This window comes from Adlercreutzia sp. ZJ242 (assembly GCF_011038995.1).
In the GTDB taxonomy this organism is placed as follows: Bacteria; Actinomycetota; Coriobacteriia; order Coriobacteriales; family Eggerthellaceae; genus CAAEEV01.
The window spans coordinates 34,011-40,627 of sequence record NZ_JAAKEE010000022.1 but is presented as its reverse complement, the minus strand read 5'-3'; the positions used below and the strand labels follow the sequence as shown (position 1 = coordinate 40,627).

Annotated in this window: 6 protein-coding genes and 1 tRNA gene; 4 read left to right on the top strand and 3 right to left on the bottom strand. The window is 65.8% G+C overall.

The window, feature by feature from the left end; translation table 11 throughout:
* Window positions 1-88 precede the first annotated feature (88 nt).
* Window positions 89-1,066, top strand: coding sequence for a TVP38/TMEM64 family protein (locus G7Y49_RS06950; RefSeq protein WP_241157311.1), 978 nt, complete (start codon window positions 89-91; stop codon window positions 1,064-1,066).
* A gap of 132 nt (window positions 1,067-1,198) precedes the next feature.
* On the top strand, window positions 1,199-2,137 hold the full coding sequence (locus G7Y49_RS06945; protein WP_165172365.1) for an aldolase: 939 nt from the start codon (window positions 1,199-1,201) through the stop codon (window positions 2,135-2,137).
* Window positions 2,138-2,674: 537 nt separating this feature from the next.
* Here G7Y49_RS06945 and G7Y49_RS06940 read toward each other — a convergent pair.
* From G7Y49_RS06940 to G7Y49_RS06930, 3 genes are all read right to left on the bottom strand, one after another.
* On the bottom strand, window positions 2,675-2,941 hold the full coding sequence (locus tag G7Y49_RS06940; protein ID WP_165172363.1) for a CopG family transcriptional regulator: 267 nt from the start codon (window positions 2,939-2,941) through the stop codon (window positions 2,675-2,677).
* The gene (locus G7Y49_RS06935) at window positions 2,938-3,240 is read right to left on the bottom strand and encodes a hypothetical protein (RefSeq protein ID WP_165172362.1); all 303 of its coding nucleotides are present in this window, start codon (window positions 3,238-3,240) and stop codon (window positions 2,938-2,940) included. Before G7Y49_RS06935 ends, G7Y49_RS06940 begins: the two co-directional genes overlap by 4 nt.
* 501 nt (window positions 3,241-3,741) lie before the next feature.
* Window positions 3,742-3,825: transfer RNA gene (locus tag G7Y49_RS06930), tRNA-Leu, on the bottom strand.
* A 424-nt stretch (window positions 3,826-4,249) separates the two neighbouring features.
* On the opposite strand from G7Y49_RS06930, the gene G7Y49_RS06925 reads away from it, so the two are divergent.
* Both G7Y49_RS06925 and G7Y49_RS06920 read left to right on the top strand, forming a co-directional pair.
* Window positions 4,250-5,656 carry a Sapep family Mn(2+)-dependent dipeptidase gene (locus tag G7Y49_RS06925; RefSeq protein ID WP_165172361.1) on the top strand — a complete coding sequence of 469 codons (1,407 nt, stop codon included), beginning with the start codon at window positions 4,250-4,252 and terminating at the stop codon, window positions 5,654-5,656.
* 196 nt (window positions 5,657-5,852) lie between these two features.
* On the top strand, window positions 5,853-6,566 hold the full coding sequence (locus G7Y49_RS06920) for a LytTR family DNA-binding domain-containing protein (protein ID WP_165047174.1): 714 nt from the start codon (window positions 5,853-5,855) through the stop codon (window positions 6,564-6,566).
* Window positions 6,567-6,617: the final 51 nt, after the last annotated feature.

Genomic DNA, 6,617 nt, shown 5'->3' with positions numbered 1-6,617 from the left:
GCGAGCGCGGGGGCCGAGGGCGCGGCGCGGGCGGTGGGGTCGCACCTGAGGAAAGCAGGCGGCATGTTCTCCGCCTTCAAGGAGGAATATGACAGAGCGCGAAAAGAGTAGCGAAGAGCCCGCAGGGCAGACCGAAGGCGCACGCGCACGCGATGCCGCGGCCGCGGGTGCGCACGCGCACGGCGGCGCGCCTGCTGCGGCTGACGAGGGCGCGCGCAGCTCGGCGGACGCGCACGCGCACGCCCACAGCCACGAGCACCCGCGCATCGACGCGCTGAAGGACAAGGCGCACGAGGAGAAGGTCGTCCACGGCCACGTCATGAGCGCCGCCGACATCTTCAAGTTCGCAGGACTGGTGACGTTCTTCGTGCTCATGTGCGGCATATGCGTGCTGATCTGGCCTTACGTCCACGAGATGTTCGAGCCGGGCGGCCTCGACCGCGTCATGGAGAAGGTGCAGCACGCCGGGCCCGCGGGCGTCGCCATCCTGCTGGCCATCCAGTTCCTGCAGATCGTGGTGGCCTTCATCCCCGGCGAGGTGGTGCAGATCGCGGCCGGCATGCTGTACGGCCCGTGGGGAGGCGCCGCCGTGGTGCTCGTGGGCTGCGTGTTCTCGAGCGCGTTCGTCTTCGTGCTCGTCCACAAGCTCGGCGCGCCGTTCGTGCAGGGCATGGTGCCCACCAAGTTCCTCGACAAGTTCCGCCGCTTCGAGGCGTCGGGCAAGCTGAACATGGTGGTGTTCGTCCTGTTCCTCATCCCGGGCCTGCCCAAGGACGTGTTCACCTACCTGGTGCCCCTCACCGACATGCGCATGCGGGCGTTTCTGCTGCTGTCGAACATCGCGCGCATCCCGGGCATCGTCGTGTCGACGTACGCGGCGGCGGGCATCGTGCAGGGCGACTACCTGCAGAGCGCCATCATCTTCGCCGTCGCCGCGCTGGTGGCCGTGGCGGGCGTTCTGGGCTACAACCGCATCATAAGGCTGCTCGAGCGCCGCGCGGTGGTGTCTGAGGGCGCCGGCGAGCTCGAGAAGCTCGACCCGCGTGACTACGGGTCGCGAAAATAAGCCGGAAAACAGGTCTTTCGCCCTGATGCCGCCCTGCTGCCGTTACCGAGGCGGCGCCTTTTCGGTACAATAGAAGAACGTTTGGGAAGCGCGAGGCGCTTCCGTGCACAGCCAACCTTAAGGAGGAAACCCATGCCGAAGATCACCCGTGATCAGGTGAAGGTGCCGGCCGACGTCATGCCGGACATGCGTGAGGTGTACGTCGACAACTACATGAAGGCCACGCGCGAGACGGGCCGCCTGATGCTGTTCGCCTGCGATCAGAAGATCGAGCACCTGAACAAGGACTTCTACGGCGAGGGCATTGACATCGCCGACGCCGAGCCCGAGCACCTGTTCAAGATCGGCAGCCAGGGCGTCTGCGGCGTGCTGGCCGGCCAGCGCGGCCTCATCGCGCGCTACGCGGCCGACTACCCTGAGATCAACTACCTGGTCAAGATGAACTCCAAGACCAACCTGGTGGGCACCAAGCAGGAGGACCCGTACTCCCCGCAGCTCACCGACCTCGACGCCGTGCTCGCCATGCGCGAGGCGGGCGTGAACATCGTGGGCCTCGGCTACACCATCTACCTGGGCAGCGAGTACGAGTCCACCATGATGGCCGAGGCGGGCGAGCTCATCGCGCAGGCGCATGCGAACGGCCTGCTCGTGGTGCTGTGGATCTACCCGCGCGGCAAGGCCGTCACCGCCGAGAAGGACCCGGACCTCATCGCCGGCGCCGCGGGCGTGGCGCTGTGCCTGGGCGCCGACTTCGTGAAGGTGAACCCGCCGAAGCCCGAGGACGGCCGCACCCCGGCCGAGGCGCTCAAGATCGCGTCGATGGCTTCCGGCCGCACCGGCCTGGTGTGCGCCGGCGGCTCCACCGTTGACGCCGAGACGTTCCTCACCCAGCTGCACGACCAGATCCACGTGGGCGGCGCGTGCGGCAACGCCACCGGCCGCAACATCCACCAGCGCTCGCTCGACGAAGCCGTGCGCCTGACCAAGGCCATCAGCGCCATCACGCTGGCCGACTACAGCGTCGAGGACGCCCTCGCGGTCTTCAACGGCGAGAAGGAGTTCGCGCTGTAAGCGAAGCGCTGCAAGTCTTGCGCCGCAAGCGAAGCGCTGCAAGGTTCGCGCCGCAAGCGAAGCCAGCTTGAGCTGCCGCATAGCGAAGCGCAAGCCGCGCAGGCCCGGCGGCAAGGCCGTCTGGCAAGTCTGGCAAGTCTGGCGGCAAGGCCGTCTGGCAAGCACCTCGAAGGCACCCGCCGCACTCCCGCGGCGGGTGCCTTTTTTTGAGCAGCAAAACGCTCGCCCACGCTGATGAGCGGGGCGGGCGTTTTTGCGAGGGGCAGTTCGGCCTTGACTACGATCGGCTCCAGCCGTGGGAAGGTGTGGCGAGGGAAGGCGAAGAGTAGCGTGCGCCTGTTCTGCATGGGGCGTGGTCGCTGCGAGAAGCCGCTGTCGCCTGAGATGCAAGCGTTTTACGATGCATCTCGGAAGTGCCTGTCCTGCGGGGCCGTCCTCGAGAAGGCGGCGGACATCTGGCTCTATTCTCGCCGGCGCCCCTAGGTCGGAAGCCAACGACCTCCTCGTTGCCCTCGCCTCGCGTAGAGTCCACGAGGGCTATGCCAGGGCCACAAGCTCGTTGTCTATCGCGCGGCGCACGAACTCCGAGCGTGAGACGCCCTCCTTCTTCGCGGCCCTGTCTATCGCCTTGAGCTGGAAGTCGTAGAGCTTCAGCGAGGTCGTCCTCATCTTCGCCGTTGGTCTTCCGTCGATTGGCTTGCCAAAGCCGAAGTCCGAGAAATCTTCGTTCTCGTATCGCTCGACGTCGGCCTCCACCTCCTCAAGCGTGGTGCCGAACATCTCGCACAGCTCCCTGTCGCTCATGACTTCCTCCTTCCAAGGCCAAGCTCGCGCTTTATCGACTCCTGCGGCGGTGTCTGCGCATGCTTTATCAGCCAATCGCCCGCGTTGCTTCTGATGGCTACGACTTCGACGAGTCGTCCGCTTGCGTCGTATCCGATTCCGACGTGCTCTTCCGGCTCTTTGCCGAGCCTCGGCATGCTCCTGATGCAGAATTCCCAAGCATGGGCGGCGTTCTCTTTCGTCAGCTCGGGATGGCGCTCCATCACCCTGTCCAGCACGAACACCCTGTTCAATGTTAGCCCTCTCTGAGGTAGCTCCATCTGGTATTACCGTATTGTAGCATGGACGTCATATCATCTTTTGCCAAAGCGGGCAGCTCGCTTCTTTTCTTGCTTGTTCAATTTCTCGAAGCAGGGGAAGCGGAGGCTTTCTGCTGTAGCCCCCTCTCTCTTATTCCAAGGCGAGTAGAGAAGCGAGAGGGTGCCCTTTCGACCCCTCGGGACCCGGGCGACCGATAACGCCCTTTTTGCATCCACCATTTTGAAAAGCTGGATGGAAAACGTCCGTTATCGGCGGTTCGAGCCCCGAAAACCACCGACAACGGCGCTTTCGCATCCACTTTTCCCGGGAAATCGCCGATAACGGCCTTGTTTCATCCAGAATCACCTGAGGGGTGAGAGACCTTCTTCAAGGGAGTGTAGGCCATGGCCCTTCCAGCTTTCGTTGTGCGATCTGATTTGACGAGCTGGGCTAAAAGTAAGTCGAATCTCGACAGGCTTACGCGAGTAAGTGCGGATATGTGGATCCCGGTGCGAAAAGAATGGTGCCCGGGGTGGGATTCGAACCCACACACCTTTCGGCATCGGTTTTTGAGACCGACGTGTCTGCCGTTCCACCACCCGGGCGCATCGACCTAGTATAGCGGAACGGCTGCGCAGCGTCGAGGGCCCGACGTGATTCCGGGCGAAAAACAATTCCCTGTTCTGCGTGCTTTTCCGGCGCCGAGCCGCCATAATGGAGGGCAGCGCTTGTGACGTGGCGCTCACGGCGCAGCGCTTGCAACGCGGCGCTTGTGACGCAGCTCTTATGACGCAGCGCTTGTGACGTGGCGCTCACGGCGCGGCGCTCGTGCCGTGCCTGCCGCAACGCCTCGTCGCCGACGCTCCGCCGCGATGCCTTGACGGGCATTCGGCCGCAGCGCCTGACGTGACGCACCGCCGCAACGCCCTCCGATGCTCTGCCAATGCTCCGCTGACGCTTTACCGCAACGCTCCCGACGCACCATCCCGCCGCACCATCCTGCCGCAACACTCCGACGAAAGGAAAGCCATGGAACGTAACGACGTCATGACCGCCGCAGAGAAGTACGTGGAAGAGAACTGGCCCGCCATGCTCGAGGACATCACCACGCTGGTGCGCATCCCGAGCTTCGAGGACCTTGGCGCGGCGGCTCCCGGCGCGCCCTTCGGCCCGGGGCCGCGCGCCGCGCTCGACGCGGTGCTCGGCATCGCCGCGGGCATGGGGTTCGCGACGGGCGACGTCGACGGCTACATGGGGTTCGCCGACCTCGAGGGCACGGCTGGCACGCAGATCGGCATCATCGGGCACATGGACGTGGTGCCGGCGGGCCCGGGCTGGAGCTTCGAGCCCTACGACGTCACGGTCAAGGACGGCTGCCTCGTGGGGCGCGGCGTGCTCGACGACAAGGGGCCCTCGGTGGTGGCGCTGCACGCCATGCGCTTCCTCGCGGGCCTCGGCCTGCCGCTGCGCCACACGGTGCGCTTCCTCTTCGGCGCGAACGAGGAGTCGGGCATGGGCGACGTCCCCTACTACCGCGCGCGCTACGCCGACCCGACGTTCCTGTTCACGCCTGACGCGGAGTTCCCCGTGTGCTACGGCGAGAAGGGCGGCTTCGACGCGCGCATCACGAGCGCGCCGCTCGGCGACGGCGTCATCGTGGAGTTCGAGGGCGGGGCGGCCACCAACGCGGTGCCGGGGCAGGCGCATGCGGTGGTGAGGGCGGACGCGGCGAGCCTGCCCGCCGCCGAGCGCTTGACCGTAACGCCGGCGGGCCCGGGCCTCGCGCGCATCGAGGCCGCGGGCAAGAGCGCGCACGCGGCCATGCCCGAGACCGGCGTGAACGCGATCGCGCTCATCGTGGACTACCTGCTGGAAAACGCGCTGTGCAACGAGGCCGAGCGCGCCTTCCTCGCCTTCGACCAGCGCCTTCTTGGCGCCACCGACGGCTCGGGCGTGGGCATCGCGACGTCCGACGACTACTTCGGCCCGCTCACGGTGATCGGCGGCACCATCGCGCTCTCCGACGGGCGCCTCGCGCAGACGATGGACTCCCGCTTCCCCACGTCGATCACGCCCGAGGAGATCACGGCGGCGCTGACGGCGCTCACCGACCCCATCGGCGCCACGTTCGAGCGGACCCTGCTCATGGAGCCGTTCCTCGTGGAGCCCGACACGCCCGAGATCCAGGCGCTGCTCGCCGCGTACAACGACGTGACCGGCGAGTCGCGCGAGGCGTTCACCATCGGCGGCGGCACGTACGCGCGCGAGTTCACGCGCGGCTCGAGCTTCGGCCCCGAGATGCCGTGGCTCGAGATGCCCGCGTGGGCCGGCGGCATACACGGCCCCGACGAGACCGTGAGCGTCGCGCAGCTGCAGACCGCGTTCAAGATCTACGCGCTGGCGCTGTTCGACCTGCAGCAGCTCGACCTCGGCTAGCGCGAAGCGCGCGGGCGCGGCGAACGGCGGGCATTCGGAAGCGAGCGGGCGCATTCTCTCCGCGAGCGGCATCCGCGTTCGTTGGCCGAGCATCATAATAACTACACAAATCGCCATGCTTTTTCGGCGAAAGGCGTTGTTCTGCTCTATAATACGAAAGAAGTTTTACGTTCCCGTACCGTGTTTGGAGGCAAACGTGCTCAAGGCAATCATCGTTGACGACGAGGCCCCTGCGCGCTCAGAGCTCCGCTTCCTCTTAGATGAAGTCGGCCAGGTCGAAGTGGTCGCCGAGGCGGCCAGCGTTCGCGAGGCCATCGAGAAGCTGAAGGAATACCCCTGTGACGTCATGTTCCTCGACGTGAACATGCCCGAGGCAACCGGCCTGCAGCTGGCCGAGGCGCTGCGTCACCTCAAGTTCCCCCCGGCGGTCGTGTTCGTGACGGCGTACAGCGAGCACGCGCTTGACGCGTTCAAGGTGAACGCCATCGACTACCTGGTGAAGCCCGTCGAGACCGAGCGCTTGGCGCAGGCCATCACGCGCGTGCGCGAGCAGGTGTCGCTGCACATGCAGGCGCAGAAGTCCGAGCGCATCCCGGTTGAGAAGGGCGGCAAGAAGATCCTCATCGGCATCGACAAGATCCGCTTCGTCATGGCGCGCGACGACTACGCGTACCTGCAGACCGACACCGACCGCTACTTCTCCACGGTGAGCCTGGCCCAGCTGGAGAAGCGCCTGGACGGCCACGGGTTCTTCCGCGTGCACCGCGGGTATCTGGTGAACCTGTCCCTGGTCGAGGAGATCGAGTCGGTCTCCGGCGGCACGCTGCTGCTCACCTTGAACGGCGTGGAGGAGAAGATCCCCGTGTCCCGCCGCCGCGTGAGCGCCCTCAAGAAGGCCCTCGGGCTGTAAGGTCGCGAAACCGCGAGGACGGTAGCGAACAGCCGGGAAAACGGCATCAAG

Bases quoted from the DNA above. Each gene is read 5' to 3' on its own strand.
- G7Y49_RS06950 (WP_241157311.1), top strand. From the start codon at position 89: ATGACAGAGCGCGAAAAGAGTAGCGAAGAGCCCGCAGGGCAGACCGAA.
- G7Y49_RS06945 (WP_165172365.1), top strand. From the start codon at position 1,199: ATGCCGAAGATCACCCGTGATCAGGTGAAGGTGCCGGCCGACGTCATG.
- G7Y49_RS06940 (WP_165172363.1), bottom strand. From the start codon at position 2,941: ATGAGCGACAGGGAGCTGTGCGAGATGTTCGGCACCACGCTTGAGGAG.
- G7Y49_RS06935 (WP_165172362.1), bottom strand. From the start codon at position 3,240: ATGGAGCTACCTCAGAGAGGGCTAACATTGAACAGGGTGTTCGTGCTG.
- G7Y49_RS06925 (WP_165172361.1), top strand. From the start codon at position 4,250: ATGGAACGTAACGACGTCATGACCGCCGCAGAGAAGTACGTGGAAGAG.